The 24673-nt window shown below is 59.2% G+C and carries 21 protein-coding genes; 13 read left to right on the top strand and 8 right to left on the bottom strand.

What is annotated here, in order from left to right; translation table 11 throughout:
• The first annotated feature begins 23 nt into the window (after positions 1–23).
• The 12 genes from BUE92_RS18780 to BUE92_RS18725 are packed head-to-tail and all read left to right on the top strand — an operon-like array spanning position 24 to position 14986.
• Entirely contained in the window at positions 24–1472 is a 1449-nt protein-coding gene (locus BUE92_RS18780) for a hypothetical protein (RefSeq protein WP_073525788.1), read from the top strand.
• Positions 1473–1485: 13 nt separating this feature from the next.
• A complete protein-coding gene (locus BUE92_RS18775) occupies positions 1486–2544 on the top strand; it encodes a hypothetical protein (protein ID WP_073525659.1) in 1059 nt (352 codons plus the stop codon).
• Position 2545: 1 nt separating this feature from the next.
• Entirely contained in the window at positions 2546–3589 is a 1044-nt protein-coding gene (locus BUE92_RS18770) for a hypothetical protein (RefSeq protein WP_073525656.1), read from the top strand.
• On the top strand, positions 3586–3849 hold the full coding sequence (locus BUE92_RS18765) for a PAAR domain-containing protein (RefSeq protein WP_073525654.1): 264 nt from the start codon (positions 3586–3588) through the stop codon (positions 3847–3849). Before BUE92_RS18770 ends, BUE92_RS18765 begins: the two co-directional genes overlap by 4 nt.
• A 3-nt stretch (positions 3850–3852) precedes the next feature.
• A complete protein-coding gene (locus BUE92_RS18760) occupies positions 3853–5085 on the top strand; it encodes a hypothetical protein (protein ID WP_073525653.1) in 1233 nt (410 codons plus the stop codon).
• Positions 5086–5094: 9 nt separating this feature from the next.
• A complete protein-coding gene (locus tag BUE92_RS18755) occupies positions 5095–8457 on the top strand; it encodes an ImcF-related family protein (RefSeq protein WP_073525652.1) in 3363 nt (1120 codons plus the stop codon).
• Complete coding sequence (tssA, locus tag BUE92_RS18750) at positions 8454–10031, top strand: type VI secretion system protein TssA (RefSeq protein ID WP_073525651.1); 1578 nt, start codon at positions 8454–8456, stop codon at positions 10029–10031. Before BUE92_RS18755 ends, tssA begins: the two co-directional genes overlap by 4 nt.
• A 24-nt stretch (positions 10032–10055) precedes the next feature.
• The gene (gene tssF, locus BUE92_RS18745) at positions 10056–11825 is read left to right on the top strand and encodes a type VI secretion system baseplate subunit TssF (RefSeq protein WP_073525650.1); all 1770 of its coding nucleotides are present in this window, start codon (positions 10056–10058) and stop codon (positions 11823–11825) included.
• Positions 11789–12886, top strand: a complete 1098-nt coding sequence (gene tssG / locus BUE92_RS18740; RefSeq protein WP_073525649.1) for a type VI secretion system baseplate subunit TssG — start codon at positions 11789–11791, stop codon at positions 12884–12886. Before tssF ends, tssG begins: the two co-directional genes overlap by 37 nt.
• Positions 12867–13391, top strand: coding sequence for a type VI secretion system lipoprotein TssJ (tssJ, locus tag BUE92_RS18735; RefSeq protein ID WP_073525647.1), 525 nt, complete (start codon positions 12867–12869; stop codon positions 13389–13391). Before tssG ends, tssJ begins: the two co-directional genes overlap by 20 nt.
• Positions 13392–13394: 3 nt before the next feature.
• Positions 13395–13835: a type VI secretion system baseplate subunit TssE gene (gene tssE, locus BUE92_RS18730; RefSeq protein WP_073525646.1), complete on the top strand. Its 441-nt coding sequence runs from the start codon at positions 13395–13397 to the stop codon at positions 13833–13835.
• Positions 13836–13858: 23 nt separating this feature from the next.
• Positions 13859–14986, top strand: coding sequence for an OmpA family protein (locus BUE92_RS18725; protein ID WP_073525645.1), 1128 nt, complete (start codon positions 13859–13861; stop codon positions 14984–14986).
• 58 nt (positions 14987–15044) lie between these two features.
• Here BUE92_RS18725 and BUE92_RS28980 read toward each other — a convergent pair whose 3' ends face one another.
• From BUE92_RS28980 to BUE92_RS18700, 4 genes are all read right to left on the bottom strand, one after another.
• On the bottom strand, positions 15045–15383 hold the full coding sequence (locus tag BUE92_RS28980; RefSeq protein ID WP_073525644.1) for a helix-turn-helix domain-containing protein: 339 nt from the start codon (positions 15381–15383) through the stop codon (positions 15045–15047).
• An 88-nt stretch (positions 15384–15471) separates the two neighbouring features.
• Positions 15472–15720: a hypothetical protein gene (locus BUE92_RS18715; RefSeq protein ID WP_073525643.1), complete on the bottom strand. Its 249-nt coding sequence runs from the start codon at positions 15718–15720 to the stop codon at positions 15472–15474.
• 1172 nt (positions 15721–16892) lie between these two features.
• Positions 16893–17117: a hypothetical protein gene (locus BUE92_RS18705; protein ID WP_256673982.1), complete on the bottom strand. Its 225-nt coding sequence runs from the start codon at positions 17115–17117 to the stop codon at positions 16893–16895.
• A gap of 46 nt (positions 17118–17163) precedes the next feature.
• Complete coding sequence (locus tag BUE92_RS18700; RefSeq protein WP_073525639.1) at positions 17164–18012, bottom strand: type 1 glutamine amidotransferase domain-containing protein; 849 nt, start codon at positions 18010–18012, stop codon at positions 17164–17166.
• A gap of 259 nt (positions 18013–18271) precedes the next feature.
• On the opposite strand from BUE92_RS18700, the gene BUE92_RS18695 reads away from it, so the two are divergent.
• Complete coding sequence (locus tag BUE92_RS18695) at positions 18272–19258, top strand: SDR family oxidoreductase (RefSeq protein ID WP_073525638.1); 987 nt, start codon at positions 18272–18274, stop codon at positions 19256–19258.
• Here the strand turns inward: BUE92_RS18695 and BUE92_RS18690 are convergent.
• The 4 genes from BUE92_RS18690 to BUE92_RS18675 all read right to left on the bottom strand — a co-directional run bounded on the left by BUE92_RS18690 (position 19211) and on the right by BUE92_RS18675 (position 24587).
• A complete protein-coding gene (locus tag BUE92_RS18690) occupies positions 19211–20869 on the bottom strand; it encodes an alpha-amylase family protein (RefSeq protein ID WP_073525637.1) in 1659 nt (552 codons plus the stop codon). The genes BUE92_RS18695 and BUE92_RS18690 overlap by 48 nt on opposite strands.
• Positions 20859–22406 (bottom strand): alpha-amylase family glycosyl hydrolase, encoded by a 1548-nt coding sequence (locus BUE92_RS18685; protein ID WP_073525636.1) that lies wholly within the window; start codon positions 22404–22406, stop codon positions 20859–20861. The genes BUE92_RS18690 and BUE92_RS18685 overlap by 11 nt, the downstream gene beginning before the upstream one ends.
• Positions 22407–22834: 428 nt before the next feature.
• Positions 22835–23143: a hypothetical protein gene (locus BUE92_RS28525; RefSeq protein ID WP_178380718.1), complete on the bottom strand. Its 309-nt coding sequence runs from the start codon at positions 23141–23143 to the stop codon at positions 22835–22837.
• A 169-nt stretch (positions 23144–23312) separates the two neighbouring features.
• On the bottom strand, positions 23313–24587 hold the full coding sequence (locus BUE92_RS18675) for a glycoside hydrolase family 68 protein (RefSeq protein ID WP_073525635.1): 1275 nt from the start codon (positions 24585–24587) through the stop codon (positions 23313–23315).
• Positions 24588–24673: the final 86 nt, after the last annotated feature.

Here is a 24673-nt window from a genome sequence, read left to right as displayed (position 1 = left end):
TTTATTGTGATAGTGGTAAGTGCATGAATCAAGATATGCAAAATGCCTTGGCGTTCTATCAGGCTCCTCCGCAGGATGCGCCTTCTGGGCTTAAAGGAATGTGGCTCTGGTTTTGGGAGACCTTGCAAGGCGATTTTCACGAGGACCCAAGTACTGCACAGGTGGTTACTGGTACCTTGATTTTTATGATTCCATTCGTGGATCAGATAGGTGACGTACGTGATTTGATTGCGAATTGTCGAAAGGTAAGCAAGGAAAGTGATGATACTTGGGCATGGGTGGCTTTGGTACTTACGCTGATTGGTTTGATTCCGTCATTGGGCTCTTTGCTGAAAGGGTGCTTTAAGGTTCTATTTCTGTACCTGCGCAAGTATCTTTTAAAAATAAAGATAAAACCAAAACCGGGAGGGCGCCTGGATGTTGTGCTCGACCAGGCGATGGTATTGCTGAGGCAGCATTTGGGCAGTCCTGTAGTTCGGAAAACTCTAGCGTGGATGAAGATTAATAATCCTTATCACTATTTGGCTGGAAAGCTGGATGAGGTTAAGGCCAGTCTGACAGTGGAAGAGCTGCTGGTGCGATTGGATGAAATCATGCGAGTCACACGCGAAATGTTTGATTCAGTTGTGAAGTGGGGGCCAGACTCGTTAAAGGTGTCAGTAGAAAGAATGTGGGCAATGCTCGTTGACGTTCGGGGGAAGGCCTCTGATGGTATAACAAAGGCATTAAAGCCAGCGCAGAATTATGTGGATCAGATCATCAACCGTTTACGCGTAGAAGGCGATAACGTCTATCGCGCCCGAACTGGAAACAATGCACATGTGTTGGGGGATCGTGCGAATGCTGAGCTTGAGCTGATGAGGCGGGAACAGCCGGATTGGGTGGATAAAGTTGAAGCTACTAAATATCCCGGACTAAATAAGTTGTCAGACAATTCTTTGGCTGATATCGCCGATGGTTGGCCGGATATTAGCGTTGAATCTAATATTAGACCCCTCAACGGTGCGTTTAAAACCTTCGATAATTCACTTCGAGCGGTTAGCATCGCTCCTGGTGAGCGATTATATCGAGTATTGGAACCCGGCTCTGAATCTTACGACAATGGCTGTTTTTGGATGCGTGAGGTTGAATTCGAAAAAATTACATCAAAGAGCGAATGGCGACGAAATTTTGCGGTTTGGAAAAGTTGGAATGAGAACGGAGAGTTCTTGGCTTACACAGTGCCCCCGGGGCAACCGCTCAAAGTATGGGAGGGGCGTGCGGCTACGCAAAAATTTGAGTCAGATGGAGCATATAAGTTAGAAGGAGGTCGGGAACAGATTGTACTGAATCCGAATGATCTTAAGCCAGAGTTTGCCAGCCCTAGACAGAAAACAGGTTGGGGATACGACGACGGTTCAGACCATCCTGACCTTGATCCGGTCAAGCCATTTTTGGGCTTGCCTGATCTGACTCATAACTGGTTTGAATAGGAGGAGCTTGACTATGGCTGTACTGCACCCGTTGGAATGCTATCTGCTGGAGAGCTTCAGTTCCGCTGAGTATATAGCCTCGACCCGTGATGCTGTAATAGAACTGATCGACGCCCATGAGGCGGCTTATGCTCGGCTTCAGGGAGAGCTTGATCCGCGTAATCGCAACAAGCCGTTATGGCAGCAGGGCGATATGATCTGGGGCACACGGGTCTTGGTCAATATTCGGCCAGCTCGGGATCGTTACATCAAGGCCTATATATTGCGAACGCATAACGACCCGCTAGCCTTTCAAGGGGTGGGGAATACATTGAATAACTGGAATCGTGGGGTTGACGAGTTCTGGGATGGCTGGATGCTGGAGCAAGAGCAGCGGCTTATATCACGATCGCGAGAGCGGGCGACACTGCTGGATGGTCGGCTGGGAAATACAACTGGAGGAAGTTGGGAAGAAGGGGATCTAACTTATAACGGACAAGATAGGGTGTACCGAGTCGCCGAGTTGCCAAGGCGTATTCCACGCTACGTTTTAGATCCAAATGTACGTATAGAAAAAGATGAGCGTCCTAAACAGATCGGTATCTATTTGCCCGATGTAGATTTTGCACCGGCACACCTTCTATACCCTTCTGAGTGGGTTGAGGGCGGCGAACAAGTGCGACGTGGAGTCACGCGTGGTACTTGGGTTAACCCTGATACGGGTAAGCGTGATTACGATTGGAAAGAGGATGAACGAGTCGAAACCGGCTGGACGCTTATCCGCCGTGTGGAAGGTGAATTTATCGAAGTGCCAGAGCGAGGCTTTTTTCCTCGCGGGGAACCGGAGGAGTTGTATTCCTGGCCCGAGCGCGAAGCCCAGTTTATTTGCCGGGATGGTGCTTTTATCACCAGGTTGTCAGGTGAACCTGCGCCATACACGGGTAAATGGTCAATGTTCGGCCGCCAAGGGTTTGAATATATCGAGCTGCAACAAGGTCAACGCTTGCCACACATAGACGAACAGCCTGTGAAGTGGACCCTGATTTCAAGGGCCGATGGTGGTTCGTGCATTGAACCCAAGCGGAGATCTTGAAATGGCCGTTCTACACCCCCTCGAATGCTACCTGCTGGAAACCTTCAGCTCTGCCGAACACTTCGCAGCTACCCGTGACGCAATCATCGAATGGATTGATGCGCACGAAGCTGCCTATGCTCGTTTACAAAGCAACCTTGACCCCCGCCAGCGTAGCAAGCCGCAATGGCAACAAGGTGATGTGGTCTGGGGTAGCCGTGTGCTGCCTAACATCCGTCCTGATCGTGACTTTTATATCAATGCCTATATCCAGCGCACCCATAACGACCCCTTGGCCTTCAATGCCGGGCGTGCAATGAGGTCCAATATTCGAGGCATTCGTGAATGCTGGTCCGACTGGATGACCCAGGAGGAGGAAAGGATCATTTCACTGACGGAAAAGAGGGCGACCAAACTTGATGAGCGACTTGGGTCCACTGCCAGGGGAGATTGGAGTGAAGGTGCATTAACGTATAACGGTCAAGGTTGCCTGTATCAGGTTGAGGAGTTACCGCGCCGCATTCCTCGTTACGAACTTGACCCAAGCGTTCGCTTAGAAATAGATCAACCTGCAGCGCAAATAGGTATTTATTTGCCCGATGTGGAGTTTGCGGCAGCTTGTCTGTTGTACCCAAACAGTTTCGAAGGCGGTATTGAAGCGAGGCAAGGCGTTAGGCGCAGCGATTTTGTGAGTGATACAGGCAAACGTGCCTATGATTGGAAGGAAACTCGTTGGGTCGAAACCGGCTGGACGCTTATCCGCCGTGTGGAAGGTGAATTTATCGAAGTGCCAGAGCGAGGCTTCTTTACTCGCGGGGAACCGGAGGAGTTGTATTCCTGGCCCGAGCGCGAAGCGCAGTTTATTTGCCGGGATGGCGCTTTTATCACCAGGCTGTCAGGTGAACCTGCGCCATACACGGGTAAATGGTCAATGTTCGGCCGCCAAGGGTTTGAATATATCGATCTGCAACAAGGTCAACATCTGCCACACAAGGACGAACAGTTAGTGACGTGGACACTGATTTCACGGACCGATGGTGGGTCGTGCATGGAGTTTCACCAATGAAGGGAGTTATCAGGATCGGCGATACAAACACCGGCGGTGGTACGGTGCTATCCGGTTCCTCAGGGATGAGATTTGGCGGTATCGGTGTCGCACGGGTTGGTGATCCGGTGAGTTGTCCAGTACCTGGTCACGGTCGCACAGTGGTTGCCGAGGGGCATCCGACCTTTCGGGATAACGGTGTCTCGGTAGCTTTTCACGGGCATTTATGTGTCTGTGGCTGCGCCTTAATGTCGTCTTTGCCCAATGCGGCAGCGAGCTGAATCGTGCCGGTCAAACTGGATAAAATCCCTCCTATTATGTTCGCACCCGCAGCGCCGCGTGTGTGGCGTTGGCTGCTTTTGCTGGGCCTATTGTTGCTATTGGGACTGGCGCTGACAGTGTGGTTGGCAGGTGACATTTTTACTCATCAGCCAAATGGATTTTGGTTGATAGCACTGGGTGTGCCGTTTGGAATTTGGTGTGTGTTGAGCGTAGTACGTGCTGCGCTATATCTCGGTAAGTGTTCTGTGGTTGATGCTTGGAATGACGAGCGCGAAACGGATCATAAGCAGAAAGTGTGTAGGGGACGCCGATCGCAACAAGTGTTGGCGGTTAGCCTGTATACCGCACTGCGTGAGCAGGGAGCAGAAAGCCGCGAGGTGCAGCGGGATGGGTTGCACAAGGGTACGAAGGTGTTGAATGTCCAGCCTGATTGGCTGGTCAGTAAAGAAAGAATTCGCCACAGTCGCCTGCCACCTGAGCAAGGTGAGTCACCTGAAATACTACTGCGTCGAGTCTTGCAGCAGGTGCTGATTGATATCGCCAAGGTGTTGAAGCAACTGCCAGAGGATAAGCCGCTGGCGTTGTTGTTGGATATGAACAGCAGTATTCCCGAAAGAAATTTGAGCGAGCTGTGGCAGGAGGCCTGGTCTGAGTCTGGCATTCGCCAGGCAGTCACTCGACTTGAGGGCACCGGTTTATCAGTAGTCGATGCTTGGCTGGATGCACGCGTTAATGATCAGGCGTTATTGCTGGTGGTGGCGTTTCAGGTTGCTCCTGCTGTAGCGCAAGGTACTGCTGAAGCAGTGGTGGGGTTGTTACTTGGTAATCGTAGAACTCAAACCCTGCTGGAGCCGATGGCTTATCTGCATCGTCCTGAACAGGAGCGTGAACCAACCTCTGAGAGTTTGCTCTACGCAACCAGCCAAGCTCTTGATTGGGTTCCGGTTCAGGCATTGTCGATTGGGCATGCTTGGGTTGTGGGAGCCGCTCCTGCTCGCAGGGCGGCGATCACGATGGCAATTGGTGCAGCGCCTTTGCTCGCAGAACACAAACAAGGCTTACATGACCTGGATGCCTGCTTGGGTAATCCGCAGTGTGCGGCGCCCTGGGTAGCGATAGCTGCTGCGGTGGAATTAATTCGCGGAGAAGACAAGCCGCACTTCATCTTCAGCGGAGATAGCACCGCCGGATCGCGGCTTTGGTGCTCGGTGGTCATGCCACCCTCTATGAGCTAGGGAAATCTGATGAACAGTCGTCGTTCGAGATGGTGGTGGGGTCTTGTTGGTTTGGTGTTGGTGGTAGCTATATCTGTATGCCTGCTAGTGTGGTGGTCGCCCGAACTGTTAGGTATGCGTCTTGGGCGAGATGAGCAAACTACTTGGTGGTCAGTAACCGTAGGGGTGACTCTTTTATTACTGGCAATACTAGGTGGTTTTCAATTGCTGGTACGCAGGGTTGTTGGCTCGTCGTATCAGCAAGCCATTGGCGACGATCTGAACACTCCTGCTTTAACGCCTTCGAAGGGAAACGTCCTTCCATGGGAAAAGCTGCTCACGGATCTGCGCGAACACCATGGCTTCTTTTGGCGGCGAAGAATTCGACTCTTGTTGGTGGCCGGTGAGCCTGAGCAGATCGAGGCGATTGCCCCAGGGTTGAGCGAGCAGCGTTGGCTGGAAGGACAGAGCACCGTGCTGCTGTGGGCCGGCAGCGTCCAAGGTGAACCGCAAGAGTCGTTGCTTTTGCAGTGGCGTGGTCTGTGCCGCAGGCGTGCGCTCAATGGGGTGGTTTGGGCATTGAGCAAAGACCAATGCACCGATGCCGCCGCCATGAGTGCCGGTGCCCGTCGCTTGCAAAACCTGGCCCGTGCGTTGCGTTGGCAACTGCCGCTGCACCTATGGCAGGTGGGCGACAGCGCATGGTCTCAGGACGATCGTGATAGCCAACCCGTGGGCTGCCTGCTGCCATCACGTGTGACCCCCTTGGCTCTAGAAAACAGTCTGGATAGCTTGCTCGACCCCTTGCGCCGCGCAGGCCTGGCGCAAATGCATGATGCCGTGACCCATGACTTCCTCCTGCGGCTGTCCCGCGATTTGCAGGCCGAGGGCATTGCCCGCTGGCGCCAGGTATTGACGCCGCTATTGGGCGAGTTTTCCCGCGGTGTACCGTTACGCGGCCTGTGGTTCAGTTTGCCGGTGCCGCCTGTTGAGAGCACGCTTGAACACTTTTGGCCGGTGAATACGGCCTGGCAAGGCGTTCTCAACGATAAAGCGGCCAGTGGCCGTCGATTGGGCTGGGGCGCACACCGAATCACCTATGCGCTGGCCTTGGGATTGGTCATGCTCTGGGGAGTAGGACTGTTGCTGTCTTTCGTCAGCAACCGCGCGCAGATCGCCCAGATACATACCTCACTTGCAGCCCTGCAACACTCTTCGCAAGGTGACGAACAACTCCAGGCCCTCAATGAATTGGTCCGCGAGCTGGCGCGCCTGGATGATCGCGTCCAGGGCGGCGCTCCGTGGTATCAACGCTTTGGCTTGAACCAAAATCAAGCACTGCTTGAAACGCTGTGGCCACGTTATGTCGAGGCCAACAACCGCCTGATCCGCGACCCGGCCGCCGCTACGTTGCGCCAACAGCTCAACGCGCTGGTCAGGCTGGCCCCGGACAGCCCCGAGCGTGCTGAACGTGCCCGCGATGCCTACGCCCAGCTCAAAGCCTATTTGATGATGGCGCGCCCGGAAAAAGCCGATGCCAGTCTCTTGGTCACAACCCTGAGCGACGTTGAGCCTACACGCATAGGCGTATCACCTGGGCTATGGCAAAGCTTGGCGCCCAACCTGTGGCGGTTCTATGGCGAACATCTGACCGCGAATCCCGGCTGGCGCATCCAGGCCGACCCCAGGTTGGTGGCGCAAGTCCGGCAGGTACTGCTCGGCCAGTTGGGTCAACGCAATGCCGAGGCCAGCCTGTACCAACAACTGCTCGATGACGCCGCCAATCACTACCCGGAGCTGGGCCTTCACCAACTGGTGGGTGACACCGATGCCCTGGCCCTGTTCTCCACCGAGGCCAGCGTGCCGGGCGTATTCACCCGCCAGGCCTGGGAGGGCCAGGTGCGCCAAGCCATTGACGAGATCGCCGAAGCCCGCCGCGAGGAAATCGACTGGGTGCTCAGCGACAAGCCCGCCGACATCGACACCCGCTTGAGCCCGGACCAGCTCCGCGAGCGGCTCACCGAACGGTACTTCCAGGACTACGCCAGTGCCTGGCTGGATCTGCTCAATAGCCTGCGCTGGCAGCAGGCCGAGAGCCTCGCCGAAGTGATTGACCAGTTGACGCTGATGAGTGACGTACGCCAATCCCCACTGATTGCGTTGATGAACACCGTGGCCTATCACGGTCAGGCGGGCACCCGAACTCAGGCGTTGGCCGACTCGCTCATGAAGTCCGCGCAAAAACTGATCGGGCAGGACAAGGCGCCGCTGATCGACCAACTGGCCCACCTACCCAGCAGTCCATTGGACGCAACCTTTGGCCCGTTGCTGGCTCTGCTGGGCAAAGGCCCGGAGGGCAAGAACAGCCCTGATAGCTTGAGCCTTCAGGCCTTCCTCACACGGGTAACACGGGTACGCCTCAAGTTGCAGCAAGTCAGCACGGCGTCCGATCCCCTGGAAATGACCCAGGCACTGGCGCAAACCGTGTTTCAAGGTAAAAGCATTGACCTGACCGACACTCAATCCTACGGCAGCCTGATGGCCGCCAGCCTGGGGGCCGAGTGGGGCGGGGCGGCGCAAACGCTGTTCGTGCAGCCGCTGGAACACGCCTGGCAACGCGTTTTGCAACCGTCGGCGGCAGGGATCAACAGCCAGTGGCAACGCTCGATCGTCAGCCATTGGGACGACGCTTTCGCCAGCCGCTACCCGTTTACAGCCACTGCCAGCGATGCGTCCTTACCGATGCTGGGCCAGATGATCCGCGCAGACTCCGGCCGCATCGAGCAATTTTTGCAGCGGCAATTGAGCGGCGTATTGCGCAAGGAGGGCAGCCGTTGGGTCGTCGATCCGCGCCACAGCCAAGGGCTGCGCTTCAACCCGCAATTTCTGACCGCCATCAACCAGCTCAGCGACCTGGCCGATGTGCTCTACACCGACGGTGGCATGGGGCTGAGCTTTGAACTGCAAGGCAAACCCGTACGCGATGTGGTGCAAACCACCTTCATCCTCAACGGCGACAAGCACCAGTATTTCAACCAGAAGGAGAGCTGGCAGCGTTTCAACTGGCCGGGGCGCAGTGACTATCCCGGCGTCAGCCTGAGCTGGACCAGCGTACATACAGGCGAGCGGCTGTTCGGTGATTATTCCGGTACCTGGGGCCTGATCCGCCTGCTGGAGAAAGCCCAGGTCACGCCGCTGGACGACGGTGACAGCCGCTACCGCATGGTGCTCAAGGCGCCCGATGGCTTGAACCTGATCTGGCACCTGCGCACCGAATTGGATGCGGGGCCGTTGGCGTTGCTCAAATTAAGGGGTTTCAAGTTGCCCCAGCAGATATTTCTCAGCGAGAACGCCGCCGAAACGCCTTATGCGCAGAACGGGAGTTTCCCATGAATCTGCGCACCTTAATCGCCCGCTGCCTGGGAGAACGAGACGCGCTGTCCGTCGCCCGCGAGCAAGCCGCTCACTGGCAGCCCTGGCTGCACCCCATCAGCACCGACTCCCCCGTCGGCGAAGACCCCGGCTACGACGATGACTTCCAGCGCATGCGCGAAGAGGTCAACAAGCTCTCCGGTGCCGATGCCGAGCAGGTCGCCCAACTGGCGGAGAAGCAGCTGATCCATAACTGCAAGGACCTGCGTGTCGCCACCTATTACCTGTGGGCACGCTTACACAAGGACGGCGAAGTCGGCCTGGCTGACGGCCTCAGCCTGCTCGCCGCGCTGGTGGAACGCTTTGCCGACGCAGTGCTGCCCATCCGCCCCAACAGCCGCAAGATGGCCCTGGAGTGGTTGGCCGGCGGCAAGGTGCTGGACACGCTGTCGTTGTACCCGGAAGTGGTCAAGGCCGAGGCCGAGCGCACTGCCGCAGCACTCGCCTGGCTGGAGCGCGGGCTGGGTGCGTGGCCGCAGGAGCAGCGTCCAAATTTGGAACCGCTGTATGCCGCCCTGTCGGCGAGATTGGCGCAGTCCGGGGGCATGGACGCTTTGGTGCCGCAGAATACCGCCAGCCATGAAGCGACTGCACATACGCCAGTGGCGCAGGTCAAGTCCGGGCGTGATCTATTGGACAGCGGCCGGGCCTTGGCGGGGTACCTGCGTGACCAACCTTTGGGCTGGCTGGCGGCCCACCGCCTGATGAAGAGCTTGCGTTGGGACACGGTGCATCAGGCCCCACCGCAAGATACGAATAACAACACGCGCCTTACGCCACCGCGCAGTGACTATCGGGCACAGCTCAAACGTTTGTACCTGCAACAGAATTGGTCGGAGTTGATCGAGCAGGTCGAGCGGATCTATGCCGAGGGGGTGAACCATTTCTGGCTGGACTTGCAGTGGTACCTGTATCAGGCACTGAGCAAACAACCCGCGCCGCAGGATCGCTGGGCCGATATCGCCAAGCGTGACCTGGGCATGTTCCTTGAGCGCCTGCCGGGCCTGGAAGTGCTGTGCTGGAGCGACGGTAGCCCCTTCGCTGATGAGACCACCCGCGAGTGGATTGCCCAGCACGTCAGCGGCAACCAACCCCAGCAATGGTTACCCGTACCTGCAATGACAGCGCCCACTGGCGATACCGACATCCTGTCCCTGGAAGGCGAGGCCGTGGCCCAGGCTGACAGTGACGGGGTGGACCAGGCGTTGGCCTGGCTGGCCGCACGCCCCGGAATCCACACCGGGCGCCAACGCTGGCTGCTGCGCCTGTTGATGGCGCGCGTTGCCGAGCAGTATGCCAAAAGCGATCTGGCCATCCATCTGTTGGCAGAGCTGGACGCCACCGCACAACGCCAGGCCTTGGCCGAGTGGGAGCCGGAACTGAATTTCGAGGTCAAGGCGCGCCTGCTCAAGCTGCTGCGGGCGAAAGCCCAGCGCAACGACGCCGACAAACCCACCCTGGCGCGGCGCATGGAAGCCTTGTTGGCGGCGCTGGTAGCCATGGATCCGGTACGCGCCGCAGTGCTCTGCGGCTAACCCTCCTACATCGGGATTCTCTCTGTGAGCATGGACAATCTGACACTGCGCTACTTCGATGCCGAAATGCGCTACCTGCGCGAGGCCGGCAAGGAGTTCGCGGACGCGTTCCCGGATCGGGCCGCACAGCTCAACCTGGACAAACCGGGTGCGCAAGATCCTTATGTGGAGCGCCTGTTCGAGGGCTTCGCATTCCTGATGGGCCGCCTGCGGGAAAAGCTCGACGATGATCTGCCGGAGTTGACTGAGGGGCTGGTCAGCCTGTTGTGGCCGCATTACTTGCGCACCATTCCATCCCTGTCGGTGGTCGAATTGGCGCCTGAACTGGCGCAGATGAAGCGCAGCGAGTTGATCGCCCAGGGCTTTGAGGTGCTGTCGCAACCCATCGGCCCGCAACGCACCCGTTGCCGTTACACCACCACCCAGGACGTCACCCTGCGACCGCTGGCGTTGGAATCGGTGGGGCGCGGTCATGAAATGGATGGTCGCTCGGTGTTGCGCCTGCGCTTTGCCTGTGGCGCGTTGACAGACTGGAGCCTGATCGACCTCAGCCGTTTGCCGTTGTACCTGAATGCCGATGCGCCGCTGGCCAGCGCGTTGCATCAGGCACTGACCCTGAATGCGCAAGAGATGTATGTGCGCTGGCCCGGCCAAACCGAACGCCAGCCACTGACCGGGCATTTTGCGCCCAAAGGGTTTGCCGATGAAGATCGGCTGTGGCCCAAGGGTGACAGTGCCTTCAGCGGTTACCAGCTGCTGCTGGAGTATTTCAGCTTCCGTGAAAAATTCATGTTCGTGACCTTGTGTGGCTTGGAGCAGTTGAAGATTGCACCCGGTACCGCCTGGTTCGAGCTTGAAGTGGTGTTGCGGGAACCTTGGCCGGCCAACTTCGACTTGAACAGCGAACACATCCGTCTGCATGCGGTACCGGTGATCAATCTGTTTGCACTGGAGGCCGACCCGCTGACCCTGGCGCCCTTGCAAACCGACTATCTCCTGCGCCCCATGCGCCTGCAGGACGGCCATACGGAGATCTATTCGGTGGACCGGGTCACCGCATCGAGGAATGCCGAGCGCCAGGACTACGTGCCGTTCACCAGCTTTCGCCACAAGGGCGGCATGCTGCGCGATGAAGCGCCCGAACGTTACTTCCACACGCGCCTGAAGCGCGCTGCCAATGGCCTGCATGACACCTGGCTGATTCTGGGTGGCGAGGGCTTCGACAAGGACCGCCTGCGCGAGCGTGAAAGCCTGTCCTTGCGCTTGACCGGCACCCACGGCCAGTTGCCGCGCAAGGCATTGCAAAGCACCTTGCTCGATACGGTGGTGCAGTCCACCCAGTCCGGTTTGCGCGTGCGCAACCTGTGTGCGCCTACCTTGCCGTGCTACCCACCAAACCGCGACCGCTTTCACTGGCGCGTGCTTAGTCACCTGGGCTCGAACTTCCTGCCGATGCTCGACAACGCCGAGGTGCTGCGCGGCACCTTGGCGCTGTACGACTGGACCGGCAGTGAGCTGAATCGCCGTCGTCTGGCGGCGATTGTCGAGGTCAAACATCATTTGGTGCAGCGTTTCGAGAAAGGCTTTCTGCTGCGCGGGGTGGATATCGAAATCACCCTGGATGCCAATGGCTTCTCAGGGGAGGGCGACATCAGCCTGTTCGGCGAGATGCTCAACCGCTTCTTCTCCTTGTATGCCGACATTCATTTGTACACCCAGCTCACGCTGATCCTGCAACCTACTGGAAAGTGCCTGCGATGGAACGAGAACCACAGTCAGCGAATTCCCGGCTGAAAGCCGGCGGTTTGCTCGATGCCCTGCAGGACCAAGTGGCTGAGGCCAACCTGTACCGCTTTTGCCAGTTGCTGGAACAGGCTTTGCCCGATCACCCGCCCTTGGGCAGTACCGCGCACCCGGCCGATGACGCCGTGCGCTTTCGGCCCGATCCGGGCATGGGCTTTCCGGCCAGCGAGTTGAAGTCGATTGAAACCGATGACGCTCACCCGGAACGGCCGGCGACGATACGCACGCGTCTGCTCGGGTTGTACGGGGTCGACTCGCCGATGCCGACGGTGTTTCTGGATGACATCGCGCAGCGCCGGGAAGGGCATGAAGCGTTGGAAGCCTTCCTGGACATTTTCAACCACCGGATATTCACTCAGTTCTACCGGATCTGGCGCAAGTACTCCTACCCGGCGACGTTCGAAGCCGGCGGCACCGATGCCACCTCGCAATGCCTGTTGGGCCTGATCGGCTTAGGGATTCCCGGCACCGCCCAGCAGATCGCCACGCCGGTTTCGCGCTTTCTGGCTTTGCTCAGTGTGATGCGCCTGCCCACGCGCAATGCTGAGGGCATCACCGCGCTGGTCAAGTTGCTGGCGCCCAATACCCAGGCGCAGGTCACCGCACATTGGCCGCAGAAAATCGTGCTGGAACAGCCGGCCAGTCTTTCTCGCCAGCGTCCGGTGAGCCTGTCCCAGGGCACGCCGCTGGGCAGCGTCGGCTTCGATGCCAACAGCCAACTGCGCTTGACGCTGCATACCGAAGACACGCAGGAAGCCGAGGGCTGGTTACCGGGTGGGCAACTGCATAGCGACCTGCTGGTGCTACTACGGGTGTACCTGGGGTGGCGTTGCACGGCCAAATTGCAGTTGTCATTGCCAGTGCACAGCCTGCCGGTGCCAGTGCTGGGGCATGCGCCCATCCGGCTCGGCATGACCGGCGTGCTGGGTTTGGGAAGCGATGCTTGGCAGGCGGCGGAACACGACACGCTCACCATCAACCTGGGCCGCTACCAAGGCCTTTCGATTAATCCCCACAACAGGGAAACACAGCATGTTGCGTACCATTTTTAGTCTGGTGATGTTCGCGGCGCTCGGCGGGTGTGGTCTGGCCCAGACCGTCGCGGATGGGACCGCATCCACCGCCAAGGCGATCTTCTACAAGCAGGTGAAAACCCTGCACCTGGATTTCAGTGCACGCACGGCTCTGAACACCGCTGCCACGGACATGAGCGCCTTGTCGGTGCCGACCTTGGTGCGGGTGTACCAACTGCGCGACAGCAAAGCTGTAGAGCAGGCGACCTACGACGGGCTGCTGGGCGATGACAATCAACTGCTGGCGAGCGCGTTGTTGGACAAACGCTCGGTGGTGGTGAAACCCGAAGAGGGCGCACAGTTGAACGTGCCAATGGACAAGGACGCGCAGTTCGTCACGGTGGTGGCCTTGTTCCGCAGCCCCGATACCCAATTGAACACCTGGCGCCTGACCTTGACCCGTGAAGACCTGGACCCGGACCGGGCGCGGGTCATCGAGCTGGGGGATAACCGCTTGACCCTGCGGCCCTTGGCAAAGGACTGAACCATGACCGAGTACAACCCCTCGCTGTACGAAATGCTGCTGCAAAATTTCGACGGTGAGTTGGACCTGCATCGCGTCAGCGAGGAGGACCAGCACGCCCTGTCGGTGCTGGACAACCTGCAGCGCATCCTCAATAGCCGCGCCGGTGCGCTCAGCCATCTGCCCGATTACGGGCTGCCGGACATGGGCCTGATCCTGCAGGGGTTGCCCGCCACGGCCCATGGCTTGATCGGCACCATGACCGCCACCTTGCTCAAGTACGAACCGCGTCTGGCGGCGGTCGCGATCGAACTGCGGCCTCAGACGCTGCCGGGGCACTTGGAGTACGCCCTGGACGCGCAGCTCAAGGATGGGCAGCACGTGAGCTTTGGCACCACGCTGGCGCCTGAAGGCAGAGTGTTGGTACGCCACTTGAAGCGACAGCATTACCTGACCAAGCCTTAAACCTATAACGGAAGGGAAGCCCGATGACGGCGTTGTTTGAGATGCGTATTCGAGTCGGCGGTGATCCGCGCGGCTTCAGTGAATTTATGGTATTGCGCGAGGAGCTGGCCAAGCTCAGCCATCCTGCCTGCCCGGATGTGGACTGGGCCAAGGTGGAGCAAAGCTGTTTGGCGCTGTTCGAGCAAAATGGCGCGGAGCTGCAAACCGCCTGTTTTTATACCTTGGCCCACGCTCAGCGTCGTGGCCTGGAGGGCATCACGCAGGGGGTGGTGTTGCTGGAGGCCTTGGGCAACGAATGGCCGCGTGTATGGCCGCCGGCGGAAGCGGTGCGGCTGGAACTGTTGGAGTGGGTGTTCGAGCAGCTGCAACTGGTGCTGCGCAGTATGACAATGACGACGCACAGTGGGCCCGCATTGGTTCAACTGGAGACCGAACTGGCGCGTTTGCAGGCGCGTTTACGGCCGTTGCTCTCCAACCCGCTGCAGACATTGCAGGCGCTGCGGCATCAAGTAGGCAACTTGGTCCAGCGCCTGGAGCAGCATCAAACTCTGGGCCAAACAGTGCTGGCGCCCATCAGGGTGATGACGCCGACGTTGGTGACACCTGTGGTGCTTCTACCGCCCCCGGTCTTCGAACCGCATCAGTCACGTCGCGTCTTGTGGTTGTTCGCCGGGATGCTTGCCGTTGCCCTGTGCGCAGGGTTTGGTTGGCGCACATGGCTGGGTGCGCAGGACAGTGAAACCCCGATGCCGGAGCCGGTGCGATTGGACAGCCTGTCACTTTTCGATGCCGGCAGTGCCACCCTCAAACCAGGGTCGACCAAGGTACTGGTCAATGCCCTTGTCGGCGTCAAAGCCCAGCCGGGTTGGTTGATTGTCATCGCCGGGCACTCCGATGGGACCGGGACTGTAGAGCAGAATCTGGCGTTGTCCCACGCCCGTGCGACTGCGGTTCGCGACTGGATGCAACGCATGGGCGATATCGCCGACAGCTGCTTTGCGGTGCAGGCGCTGGCAGCCAATCAGCCGATCGCCAGCAACGACACCGAGGCCGGGCGTACCGCTAATCGACGTGTCGATATCCAACTGGTGCCGCAGGTCGGGGCCTGCGAACAGGCCGTATTGGCAGGAGAAACGCGTCCGTCTTCCTGAACTGTCCAAGCTGGGGGGCAGTTGACATGTTATGACTTGGCGTCGTAGCCAGTCCTTTTCATGGGGCCGGCAAGCCGCTGAGCTGCTGCACCGTCTGCACCAACCCCTCGGACCTACGCTGCAATTGCTTCAACTGATGCTGAAAGCGCTGCAAATCGCGCTGCGTCTGCACCAGCCGGTCCGCCGTGAGCAACGCCACATGCCGTTCCCCCGTCAGCACATAGAGCACGTCTACCTCAGACGCCGCAATGGCCGCCAGGTAGTTCGCCTTGGGAAACCGGCTGGTGTCTTCATAGTGCCCCTGCGCATTGGCCTCCACGCCGCCGATCTCACCCAGTTCGCGCTGGGACAAGGCCAGGCGTAGCCGTTCTTCGCGTAACCGTGCGCCGATAGTCATCCTTGATCGCCCCTGGTGGTACTGCGTAACCCATGCTGATTGAGGGGGATTGGGCAGGCAAAGGACGCAGGGCGTCAATGGCTTTTTCCTACAGCCTGATCGGAGGTGTCGGTTTGGCGCGTCCAGGCATGGCGGGATTGGCCTTAACGGGGCGGTGGGCCAATTCCGCCTGCACGGCTTGCAGCGCCTGCAGCAAACAACGCGCTGCTTCGCGGTCGGTGTCCGACAACGTGCGGTAGTACTGCAGCACTCGCACTTCTTCACGTGTCAGCCGCAGCCCGCTTTGTGTGTTGGTCCGGTGCACAGGCTGAACTGGTGGATGATCAGCGATCGGCATGGTTCTCCTCTCTTAAGTTGGTTGACTGGTGGGAAGGGGGCAGGCCGCGCTCGCAGGTATTTGCGATGGCGTGCAGGGTTTTCATCGAGTTCGTTTAGCAGATACCGTATTTGGCCTATGTCGGCATGTCTTTTTTCGCAGTGCAGGTGCTTTTCAGAGCACCCTGTCGGTCAAGCGATCTTGGCTCGTAAGACGTCGCCCCCGATGCAGTCGGTCGCTTCTCACACGTTCACGCGCCTTGATCAGGGGGGGCGCGGAATCTCATTGACCTGCAGCCGCGCATCGCGGTCGTGCAAGTGCAGGCAAGTGATGCGACCGCGATGGCGAGGGGCTTGGGCGGGAACTGGGCCAACAGTTCGCCCTATACCGATATCAACATTCACGTCAGCGTTTCCTCTTCGGGATCGCGAAACAGCGGCAACCCTTCGGCCACCGCGCCTTCAACATCGAATCCCAGCCACACCACTTCAGCCTGAATGGCCGCCTCAATAATCTCGCGCAGATCGGGCTCTTTGGGGTTGATCAGCAGCGGGGCCCCCAGCTAGAGGAAGGCGCCGTAGCCATGCACGTAGGCCTGTACTGACAGTTGGTTGACCTTCAGCTATGCAAAAGAGCTGTCGTTCAGGTGCGCGGTGCTGATCACGGCCAAAGGTTCACGCAGCTGGCGCAGGCCGGCGACGCGGGCCTGCGCTCTATTGCCTGGCCGGAGAGGGCGTCGATGCCACTGATCGAGCAGGGCGCGTAGAAGGCGGAGCGGGGACATGGGCATTCCTCTCATCGGGCGATGAACCACGAAGGGCGTCGAGCTGCCGGGGGGGCCCTTGGCTTGGAAATGTAGCCACCCGTGCTGTTCAGTAAAGGACACGCTGCGTTCATCTTCAGCCAAGAAGGCGGTGACGTAACGGCATGCCTCACATAGCCAGTGCTTCACTGAACCTTCGTGCCAACAGGTGGTGGCCCACGTTGATGGCTTCAGCGCCTTTTTCGTTCCGCCAGAGCCCATCGAAAACCACGGCTACCCGGACGAGTCCAGAATCCAGTCCATAAAAATGGCGGGCGTCGACCTCGGATTGTTGCAAGAACCCCGACGAGCCATTTGCTGAACATCTAGCCCTGAATCCATCCTCCAGGAGGCTAAAAGCATGGTTCTTTGCCCGCACCGGGTGCCAGGCTTACTTTGTGCAGGTCAGTCGCGAGTATGTCGGCGGCTCCAGCAGGATGCCTGGGGTCATGAACGTCGAGCAGTTGAACACACGCCCCTTGGAGGTCGTGGCTTTGAAGGTCAGTTCAGTGCCACCCAGGAAGTCTTCCTTGCCCTTGGTGACCGGGCCCATGGTCAGCTCATCGGTAGAGGCCAAGCCGATCGTTTCGGCGGTGACCTTGTGTATCTGCAGCACGTTGGGGTTCGTGGCGCAGCCCGCCAGCGAAACTCCCCACTGGCGCTCAGGGCTTGCTGGGCAGCCGTTTGAGGATCGCCTTACCCACCTCCAGCGCCGAGGCCGGGTTTTGTCCGGTCACCAGTTCGCGGTCGATGACCACGTGGCTGGTCCATGGCGATGCGTTGCTGCTGTAGGTGCCACCGGCCTGTTGCAGCGCGGTTTGTGGATAGAACTTCATGCTACCGCCGTTGAGCAGGCCCTTGGCGAGTTCTTCTTCCTGGTTGCTGATGACCGTGAATTGGTAGCCTGCATACGTCCAGCCAGAGGCGGCCGCAGGATTGCCATTTTCCAACTGGCGAGTGAATGCGGCTGCATCGGGCAGCGTCGACAACAGGGCGATCGGCCCGTGGCAGACCAGCGCCGTGGTCTTGTTGTTGGCGTGGAAGTGGTTCAACAGCTTGCCCAGCTCGGCGCTGTGCAGCAAATCCTGCATCGGCGCGTGGCCGCCGGGCACATAGACCGCATCGAAGTGCTCGTAGCCGATCTGTTCGACACGCGGCAAGCTGATCACCGGCGACTCACCGGGCGAGGTGATCTTGAGCTGGTCCAGCAGCGCCTTGTGTACCTGCAAAGAGGCGACGTCATTACTGAAGTACGCCTTGTCGGTGGAGGATTTATCCAGCGTTGGCGCTTTGCCCGTGGGTGTTGCAAAGGTCACCGAATGCCCGGCGTCGAGCAGCAGTTTCACCGGCTGCATCAATTCGTTCAGGTAGAAACCGGTGGAGAATACCTGGTTGCCCTTGAGGTCAAGATGGTCGGCGTCTGACAGCACCACCAGTACATTGCTGGCCTGGGCGTGGAGTGCGGTGGTGAAAACCGTCATTGCCAGGGCGAGTCGGCTGAGTGTGCGCATGGGATGTCCTCATTGAGAAGTAGGGGCCGGTCGGCATGCACTATATTCATGACTTATGAGGCGATAAACACGCTGACCGGAACATTACTTGTTCTCTGGAGGCAAAGGTGAGTCGTCGATTCGATGCAATCGCAACGTGGACCTGGTTGCCGAAGGGTACGACCTGGCGATCAAAAATATCGAACTGTCGGCGTTCGCCTGTCGTCCATTTTAGTGAGGGCAAGGCGAGGTCACACAGCGGTTCCCAGAGGAGGGCGCAATGGGTCGGCAGCATAAAGGTCTGGTGGTGATCTGCGGTGCGAGTGCAGGCGTAGGGCGGGCCACGGCGCATCGTTTCGCCGCAGCCGGCTACCGCATCGGTTTGCTGGCGCGCGATGAGGCAGGGCTTGCGGCGACGCGCGAGGAGCTGGCGCAATATGGCCAAGCGACCACGGCGATCAGCGTCGATGTCGCCGATGCACACGCGCTGGAAGCTGCGGCCATTGCGCTTGATGAGCAGCTGGGGCCGCTGCAGATCTGGATAAACTCAGCGATGGTCACGGTGTTTTCACCGATTGAACAACTGACCGCACAGGAAATCCGACGCGTCACCGACGTCACTTACATGGGCACCGTTAACGGCACGTTGGCTGCGTTGAAATTACTGCGCCCGCGCAATCACGGTTTGATCATTCAGGTGGGCTCGGCGCTGGCTTATCGCGCGATTCCTTTGCAGTCGGCTTATTGCGGCGCCAAGTTCGCCGTTCGCGGCTTTACCGACGCGTTGCGTTGTGAATTGCTGCACGAGGGCAGCCCCATTCGGGTGTGCATGGTGCAGTTGCCGGCGATCAACACCCCGCAGTTCGACTGGGCGCGAAACAAGCTCGGCAAGCGTGCGCAACCGGTGCCACCGATCCACGATCCGGATGTTGCGGCCCGAGCGATCTTCAGTGTGATCCAGCGTCCGCCCCGCGAGTTGTGGCTGGGTATGGCGAGCATCAAGGCGATTGTCGGCAGTTACCTGATCCCGGGATTGCTCGACCAAATGCTCGCACGTCAGTGCTACTCGGGCCAAATGAGCACGGAAGATGACAATGGCGGCCACGGCAACAACCTGTACCAACCGTTGGGTGCTGAACTGCACCGGACTCGCGGCCGTTTCGTCGGCCGTTCCCGTGAAAGCGCGCTGGCGCTGACCTCAACCCAGGTGTCGGCGTTGTCAGCGGTGTTGGCGCTGTTCGGTGTGATGGTTCTGCTGTGGTTGTGAACCGTTGCGCCGAAACCAGCGATAGCCAAAGCCGTTGAGTGTCAGCGCGGTGCTTTTGGTGACTTGCGCGGGGTAAGTGCTGTCGGCAAGGATCTGCTCGAAACCCTGCAATTGCTCAGTCATGCCCAACGCCAGCGTGACCGGTTGCCTGCTGAGATTGACCAGCACAATGGTCGTCGCTTCGCCGACATGGCGCATGGCAAAAACCGCCGGATGCGCAGGGGAAAGGGGTTGGGCGGTGCCCCCACCGATTTCACCGAGCCTGGCTCGTAGTTTGAAAATTGCCTGGCAACGAGCGAGGAGGGAGTCGGGATCGTCTTGCTGCGCCGCGACATTGACCACCTTATAGCTGAACGGCCCGTCATCGATCAGCGGTGCTGGCAGCCTGGCTTGTTTGGCGCGGGAAAATCCGCCGTTGATGTCAGGGCTCCATTGCATTGGTGTTCGCACGGCGAGGCGTTCAGGCCGCTGCAGGTCATCGCCCATGCCGATTTCCTCGCCATAGCGGATGATCGGTGTGCCCGGCAACGACGCCAACAGCGCGTGCGCCACGGCCTGATGACGTACATCACCGTTAAGCATCGGCGCGAGCCGTCGACGGATGCCGCGGCCATAAACGCGCATGTGCGGCTGGGGAGCGAACACCTGCATGACTTCTGCGCGCTCCTGCTCGCTCAGGCGTTCCAGGTCGAGTTCATCATGGTTGCGCAGCCACACGGCATAACCGGCACCATCCGGCGCTTGTGGTCGTTGTTGCAAGGCACGTAGCAGCGGCTCTGCGCATTGGCGGGCGAGTGCCAGGAACATATGATTGTTAAGCCAGAAATCCAGCGCTAACTGCAAGCGGTCACCGCTGCCAAAGTAGTGCCGGAAACGCTCGGGTTCGACATCCACTTCGCCTATCAGCAAACAGTCCGGGTTGATCGAACGCGCATGCGCCGCCAACCGGTCCAGCAACCATACGCCTCGCTCCTCCTCGCCGTCGCCGGCCTGCTCGACCGCATGGGACGCCGCATCCAGACGAAACCCTGCAACGCCCAGGCACAGCCAGTGACTGATGATCTGTTCGAGTTCGGCAATGACCTCAAGGTTCTTGAGGTTGAGGTCCGGCTCGTGTCGATAAAACAGGTGTCGATAGAACTGTCCGGCCTGTTCGTCCCATTGCCAGATACTGTCTTCCACGCTGGGAAAGATCGGTTGGTTGCCATCGTCCACCGGCGTGTCCGACCAGATGTAGTAATCGCGATAGCGACTGCCGCGATCCTTGCGTGCCTGTTCGAACCAGGGGTGTTTGTCGCTGGTGTGCTGCAATACCAGTTCCATGATCACACGCATGCCACGTTGCCTGGCCGCGTCTATCAGCCGGCGCACATCGTCTTCGTTGCCAAAGCGCGGTTCGACCTTTAGATGATCGCTGACGTCATAGCCACCATCGCGAAACGGCGAGCCGTAGATCGGCAACAGCCAGAGCACGCCGACCCCCAGTGAGTGCAAGTGATCGAGGCGTTCGACGATGCCAGCAAGATCACCGCAACCATCGTCATTACTGTCGAAAAACTGCGACGGATCGACTTGATAAATGACCGTGTTTTGCGTCCACTCAGCCCTCATGGTCCGTTCCTTTGCGGCGCAATATGACCGCTTTCTGCGCGTCGACGATCCCGGTAAAGGGCTGGTCCTCGCCCTGTCTGTCGCTGGCGACTTCGGTGATCCAGTCGCCGGCCAGCGCGAACGTGTGCTCGGCCTCGTCAAAATTGATGCATACGATACGTTCGTCATCCAAGCAGTGGCGCCGGTAAGCCAGCAGCTTCGGATGCGAAGGCAGCTCCTCCCATTCCCCAAGGCGCAAGGCCGTGCTGTGGCGACGGCACTGCAGCAGGCGCCGATAAAGCCCGAGCGTGGAGTCGCTGACCGTTTCCTGGGTTTGCACCGCCAATGCCCCGGCATCGGGCGGGAAGGGCAACCATGGCGCTTTGCCCGACCAGCCATGCGGCGCTTGCGACAACCAGGGTAACGGCGCCCGGCTCCCGTCGCGTCCGCCTGGGTCAACGCGGGTTTGCGGGGTGACTTGAGTATCTTCCAGCGCCAACTCGTCGCCCTGGAAAATGAAGGGCGTACCGCGCAGGCTCAACAGCATCACGGCGGCTGCATTCGCTCGGTCCAGTGAGCCGCCGTAGCGGCTGCGCATCCGACTACTGTCGTGATTGGACAAGGCCCAGGTCGGCCAGGCTGATTGCTGACCGAGGCAGCTTTCGACTTCGCGGATGCACAGGCGAAAGACTACCGGGTCCCACGGCGCGTCGAGTGGTGGAAAATTGAACGACATGTGCAGTTCGTCGCTGGCGCCGTAATATGCCGCGACCCGCGCGGTCGAGCGGATATTCACCTCGCCGATCAGTACCCGGTCGCCGGGATAATGGTCGACCAGGCGACGCAGCCCGCGCAGCACTTCGTGGCTGTACGGCTGGTCATTGATCTGCACCATGGTCTCGCCAGCCATGCAGCGCGGGTCATCGGTAAAGGTCGGATCCTTGCCCACACAATGCACCACGTCGATCCTGAAACCATCGACGCCACGGTCCAGCCAGAACCGCAGCACATCGTGCATGGCCTCGACGACCTGTGGGTTATGCCAGTTCAAATCCGGTTGCTGGGGCAGAAAGAAGTGCAGGTAGTATTGCTGGCTGACTTCATCCCAGGTCCAGGCGCTGCCGCCGTCGATCGAAGCGCGCCAGTTGTTCGGCTGGTCGCGCCAGATATACCAGTCGCGTTTGGGGCTGTCGCGACTGGAGCGTGACTCGATGAACCAGGGGTGCTGATCCGAGGTGTGGTTGGGCACGAAGTCCATCAATAGCTTCAGGCCTCGTTTGTGTGCTTCGGATATCAGCTGATCGAGGTCGGCCAGGCAGCCGAACAGCGGGTCAATATCGGTGTAGTCGCAAATGTCGTAACCGGCATCGCACATGGGCGACGGATACACCGGTGACAACCACAAGGCGCCAACCCCCAGCGCCTTGAGGTAATCCAGCCGTCTGATCAGCCCCGGCAGGTCGCCAACGCCATCGCCATTGCCATCGGCAAACGAGCGTGGGTACACCTGGTAAATCACGACGTTTTTCCACCATGTCAAATTCTGTGTAGCGGACATGGTTATCTCCTTGAGTGAACGGTTTTTGCCCTGACGAGTGGATACAGGGCCCCGTACTAAATTATGACGCTGCATGCCACAGGTTGTTCCTTCGGATGAGCGAGGCTGTACAGGCGCTGGGCTTTCGGAGCAAGGCACAGCAGGATTTATATTTTCTGAAGAACGTGACGCTGGACCTGTGGCGAGGGAGCTTGCTCCCGTGGCGGCCTGACGGCTGACGCCGATCTACCGCTGCCCCACGTTCAAATGTGGGAGCTGGCTTGCCTGCGATGGCGGTCTGGCAGCCGACGCCGATCTACCTGCTGCCCCACGATCCAAATGTGGGAGCTGGCTTGCCTGCGAAGGCGGCCTGACAGCCGACACAGTTATACCGAGTACATATCCATTCCTGCGGTAACGGCCACTTAAGGTTCCGCCCTGACGGCGGCTCACTTTTGAAAAGCCGGAATGCCGGCCCAGACAAAAGTAAGCAAAACGCTCTTGCCCCACCACTCGGCACCTCGCTCACGCTCGGTGTGCCCGAACGCAGGCTTGAATCCGTGGGCCGCCGCCACGCGCCATCCATGGCGCGGGGCGGCTAACCCGGCGTCCTGCCGGGTTACCCACGGATTCAAGCCTGCGTTCGGCCAGCGTGGTTTAACGGGGCGCCTGAGATCAAAAGCAAGATCAAGAGCGGCTCGCTTCGCATCGTGGTTACCGGTGGCTGCGGCGAACTGCACAGTTGTGTGGATGGCCATGTACATCCGGTTCGACTGTCAGGCCGCCACGGGAGCAACAAATACCCCACCTCACCGGCTACGTCCTTGTAGCCAGTGAGGTGGGGCAAGTTACATCAGGCGGGATATCTCGATGCTATCCACCACGGGTTTGCCATCGAATTCAAACCCGTTGCCTTACAGCCTTGGTTTACTTGAGCGTAACGTCCAGCATCGGTGGGATGTAACCGTAGTCATACTCGGCGACCACGAACGTTTGCTGCCCTTTGATCTTGATGCCCACCGTCGGTGCCTCGGTACCGCCGATGCGGATCTGCGTGCCGGTGTCGTCGGTCGGTACGCTGTCGATGAAGGAGGTCACCAGGCCGTTGGGCATGACGCAGTGCGAGTAGGTCTGGAACGGTTGGGAAGACGGGTTGCCCAGCACCAGGCCGGAACCGTTCAACGGTACATACGGGCCGAACAGCGAATCGGCGACAAAACCGTACACGCCGTCCGGGCCGGTTACACCGTCGGCATAGGTGAAGGTGTGGCTGATGGTGAACAGGTAGTACTTGCCATCCTGGAACACGAAGTGCGGGCGTTCGGTCTGGTCGTTGACGCCGACCGCCGTCAGCAGCGGTGGCAACATTTCCCAGTCGTCTCCGTCTTCGTCACGGGCCACGGCGATCCCGACGCAGGCAGTCTGAAAGCGCGAGTTGCCGACGTCTTCATAACCTGGCGGCACATCGCCAATTTCGGCTTTACCGACCTTGTGCGAGCCGCGTTCGCCGGCCACGTTGCCCTCGAACAGCATGTACAGCTTGCCGTCTTTCGGGTCGCGGAACGGCCATGGGTCGCGGAAGCCCCAGAAGGCGTTTTGTGCTTCGGTCTGGTACATCTTGCCGTCGGCTTCGAACAGCGGCTTGACCTTCTCGAAGCCCACCAGGCTGACGCCATGCTCGGTGGTCACCACGCGGCCACGCACCTTGACGATGGTCGCGCCGGGCGTGACGGCGGTGTAGTACAGGTCTACTTCGCCTTGCTCGTTCAGCAGGATCGGCGTGCCGGCCCATTCGCGCACGGTGGGCGAAACCCCTTCAGCCATTACCCGGCCGCCGAGCTTCCAGTCTTTCCCTGTGCGGGAGAACCAGTAGTACATCTTTGCCCGGCCATGGCGATCGTTCCAGTCGCGGATGACGTCGTAGTTGCCATTTTGATCGAGGTATTGCGGGTCGTTCGGGTGGCGATCCGCAGTCAGGGTGAAGATCACCGACCAGCCGTCGACGGAGGTGATGTTGCCGTCGATATCACGCAGCGGCATGGTGTCCCAGATAAAGACCTCGTCGCTCAGTACCGGGAAGTTCGCGCTGACCAGTGGCTGGGTGGTGGTGGGGTCGTCTGCGTGAACTTTGAGCGCATCGGCGCGGGTCCACAGGCTGGGTTGATGGGGTGTTTTGCCAAATTTTTCAGTGGTGCTTTTCATAGGAAACCTCGTCCATGAAGGGATTTGAATAACTGTATTTATATACAGTAATTGCACTTTAAAAGACTCGATTGCGTAGGTCAAGG

This window comes from Pseudomonas fluorescens (assembly GCF_001902145.1).
GTDB lineage: Bacteria > Pseudomonadota > Gammaproteobacteria > Pseudomonadales > Pseudomonadaceae > Aquipseudomonas > Aquipseudomonas fluorescens_BV.
The sequence above is the reverse complement of the archived record's forward strand: the minus strand, read 5'-3'. Positions and strand labels throughout refer to the sequence as shown.

What these genes read in the sequence shown, in the direction of transcription:
- BUE92_RS18780 (WP_073525788.1), top strand. Translation starts at nt 24, where the DNA reads ATGAATCAAGATATGCAAAATGCCTTGGCGTTCTATCAGGCTCCTCCG.
- BUE92_RS18775 (WP_073525659.1), top strand. Translation starts at nt 1,486, where the DNA reads ATGGCTGTACTGCACCCGTTGGAATGCTATCTGCTGGAGAGCTTCAGT.
- BUE92_RS18770 (WP_073525656.1), top strand. Translation starts at nt 2,546, where the DNA reads ATGGCCGTTCTACACCCCCTCGAATGCTACCTGCTGGAAACCTTCAGC.
- BUE92_RS18765 (WP_073525654.1), top strand. Translation starts at nt 3,586, where the DNA reads ATGAAGGGAGTTATCAGGATCGGCGATACAAACACCGGCGGTGGTACG.
- BUE92_RS18755 (WP_073525652.1), top strand. Translation starts at nt 5,095, where the DNA reads ATGAACAGTCGTCGTTCGAGATGGTGGTGGGGTCTTGTTGGTTTGGTG.
- tssA (WP_073525651.1), top strand. Translation starts at nt 8,454, where the DNA reads ATGAATCTGCGCACCTTAATCGCCCGCTGCCTGGGAGAACGAGACGCG.
- tssG (WP_073525649.1), top strand. Translation starts at nt 11,789, where the DNA reads ATGGAACGAGAACCACAGTCAGCGAATTCCCGGCTGAAAGCCGGCGGT.
- tssJ (WP_073525647.1), top strand. Translation starts at nt 12,867, where the DNA reads ATGTTGCGTACCATTTTTAGTCTGGTGATGTTCGCGGCGCTCGGCGGG.
- tssE (WP_073525646.1), top strand. Translation starts at nt 13,395, where the DNA reads ATGACCGAGTACAACCCCTCGCTGTACGAAATGCTGCTGCAAAATTTC.
- BUE92_RS18725 (WP_073525645.1), top strand. Translation starts at nt 13,859, where the DNA reads ATGACGGCGTTGTTTGAGATGCGTATTCGAGTCGGCGGTGATCCGCGC.
- BUE92_RS28980 (WP_073525644.1), bottom strand. Translation starts at nt 15,383, where the DNA reads ATGACTATCGGCGCACGGTTACGCGAAGAACGGCTACGCCTGGCCTTG.
- BUE92_RS18715 (WP_073525643.1), bottom strand. Translation starts at nt 15,720, where the DNA reads ATGCCGATCGCTGATCATCCACCAGTTCAGCCTGTGCACCGGACCAAC.
- BUE92_RS18700 (WP_073525639.1), bottom strand. Translation starts at nt 18,012, where the DNA reads ATGCGCACACTCAGCCGACTCGCCCTGGCAATGACGGTTTTCACCACC.
- BUE92_RS18695 (WP_073525638.1), top strand. Translation starts at nt 18,272, where the DNA reads ATGGGTCGGCAGCATAAAGGTCTGGTGGTGATCTGCGGTGCGAGTGCA.
- BUE92_RS18690 (WP_073525637.1), bottom strand. Translation starts at nt 20,869, where the DNA reads ATGAGGGCTGAGTGGACGCAAAACACGGTCATTTATCAAGTCGATCCG.
- BUE92_RS18685 (WP_073525636.1), bottom strand. Translation starts at nt 22,406, where the DNA reads ATGTCCGCTACACAGAATTTGACATGGTGGAAAAACGTCGTGATTTAC.
- BUE92_RS28525 (WP_178380718.1), bottom strand. Translation starts at nt 23,143, where the DNA reads ATGGCCATCCACACAACTGTGCAGTTCGCCGCAGCCACCGGTAACCAC.
- BUE92_RS18675 (WP_073525635.1), bottom strand. Translation starts at nt 24,587, where the DNA reads ATGAAAAGCACCACTGAAAAATTTGGCAAAACACCCCATCAACCCAGC.